We start from the raw sequence: 1,932 nt of genomic DNA, 5'->3' as shown, positions 1-1,932 counted from the left end.
TTTTTTATTGCCTTTTTTAAGCCTTGAGTTATTTATTCCCATTTTTTGGCCCTTGACTTTTTACCGTGAGTCTTTAGTTTAGTAAAAAAGCCATGAAGGTGACAAAACTGCTCCTTGCAACTTGCCGACCTCCATGGCCGTTTATTCATCCCTATACCACTTTGTGTAGATCAGGTTTTTAAATTTTTTCCAAAATAATTTTATGGTCTACCAAAGCCATTTCCTTAATCTTAGCTTTAACAATTTTCCGCTGGCCGAAAATATTCTCCAAAATAATCTCTCCCTGCTGGGGAATTACTTTATCCACCTGCTCTAACAATAGCTCCTCCCTGCCATTTTCAAACAGGTAAGCATTAGCTTCACACATTTTTTCACCTCCAACCGGACGTTACTATTAAATTACTTCTCGGAATTAATCTCTTGATAAATTTCCTTGAGCCGGGCAACCAGAGCATCGATTTGGTGGGGAAGAGGTTCCGGTACCACTCCTATGACCTCTACCCGAGACCGGTTAACCGGCAATAACAACTTCCTGGCTCTACTGGTCGCTACAGCTTCCGCCATTTTAGGCGTTAATTCTCCCAGCATAGAATTCCCCAATACTATGGCAATAGAACCGATAACCACGTCTACTTCTTCAACGTTTCGAACTACTGCGTTTTCTCCCGTCGCTCCCTCGTTAGCTCCTGCTTTTAACATTTGAGATGTTGCTACCGCGTTAGTCCCTAGAGCAATGATTTCTAGTTCTTCCGGTAACTCTTTACGTATTTTTTCTACGATGTGCTTTCCTATTCCTCCACCCTGGCCGTCTATTACAGCTATTTTCATATTCATAGTCTCCTCAAAATAACTAAGTCAACTGTTTCCATTATAACAGAAAATTTTTTTTCGATAAATGAGGCATAGAAAAAACAAAAGACTATGAGTTCCCCTGCCGACCTCATTCCGGCAAAAGACTTCCATAGTCTTAGCGTAATCTCCATGATTACGTTTCAATTTAATTATAACCCAATATGTTATAATTGCCAAGTATAATTTTTTCCTATTTAATAACAACCCCCAGCGTGCTTTCCATCTCCTGGAGAGCAAAACGGTGAACTTCTTCCTTAAACGATGCAACCCCATCTTTCACCACGGTTACCCGGTAATTCCGCATACGAGCATCGGCAGCCGTATAAAGAACACAAATATTGGAACATACTCCTGTAAGAATAAGTTCCTCTACACCTAATTCCCTCAACAGCGCATCCAGATCCGTGCCGAAGAAAGCGCTGTACCTCCGCTTGGGAATTATGTAATCTCCCGGAGCCGGTTCTAGTTCCTTTATCACTTCACTTCCTTCCGTACCCTTAATACAGTGAGGAGGAAACATGTTAAATTCCGCATCATCTTCCCGGTGGTTGTCACATATGTAAATTACCGGTATTCCAGACTTCCTAGCTTTCTCAATCTCCTCCTGAATTTTCGGGACAATTCTTTTACCGTCAGGGCCAACGTATAAAGCCCCATCCTCCCGCACAAAATCATTTAACATATCGATTATCAATAATGCTTTCTTGCTCACCACCTGTCCCCCTTCATTTACTATGGTAATTATACCTTATCACAACTTCTTAAAGCTGCCAAGACCGTTTCCTACCCCACAACTTCAATATAAAACAACCCTCCCTGCTTTAGGCAAGGAGGGTTGATGAAGTAATAAGTTTCTGGCAGCGACCTACTCTCCCGGGGCAGGAGCCCCAGTACCATCGGCGCAGGAGGACTTAACTTCCGTGTTCGGGATGGGAACGGGTGTTGCCCCTCCGCTATAGCCACCAGAAACTTAAGGGTCAATTCTTTCAAAACTGCACAGGGTATAGCACCAAGAGGTCAAGCCCTCGACCTATTAGTACCAGTCCGCTAAGGTGGTTACCCACCTTACACTTCTGGCCT

The 1,932-nt window shown here is 43.1% G+C and carries 3 protein-coding genes and 1 rRNA gene; all 4 read right to left on the bottom strand.

The features are described from left to right. Nucleotides 1-178: 178 nt before the first annotated feature. The 4 genes from KKC1_RS09875 to rrf all read right to left on the bottom strand — a co-directional run bounded on the left by KKC1_RS09875 (nt 179) and on the right by rrf (nt 1,819). Entirely contained in the window at nt 179-367 is a 189-nt protein-coding gene (locus KKC1_RS09875) for a CooT family nickel-binding protein (protein WP_088554296.1), read from the bottom strand. A 32-nt stretch (nt 368-399) separates the two neighbouring features. Next, a complete protein-coding gene (locus KKC1_RS09870; protein WP_088554295.1) occupies nt 400-828 on the bottom strand; it encodes a DUF3842 family protein in 429 nt (142 codons plus the stop codon). A gap of 214 nt (nt 829-1,042) precedes the next feature. Continuing rightward, the gene (locus KKC1_RS09865) at nt 1,043-1,564 is read right to left on the bottom strand and encodes a cysteine hydrolase family protein (protein WP_088554294.1); all 522 of its coding nucleotides are present in this window, start codon (nt 1,562-1,564) and stop codon (nt 1,043-1,045) included. A 140-nt stretch (nt 1,565-1,704) separates the two neighbouring features. Continuing rightward, nucleotides 1,705-1,819, bottom strand: a 5S ribosomal RNA gene (rrf, locus tag KKC1_RS09860). Nucleotides 1,820-1,932 lie beyond the last annotated feature (113 nt).

It is taken from the genome of Calderihabitans maritimus, assembly GCF_002207765.1.
In the GTDB taxonomy this organism is placed as follows: Bacteria; Bacillota; KKC1; order Calderihabitantales; family Calderihabitantaceae; genus Calderihabitans; species Calderihabitans maritimus.
Note: the sequence above shows the minus strand (reverse complement) of the source record. Positions and strands in the feature narration are given on the sequence as shown.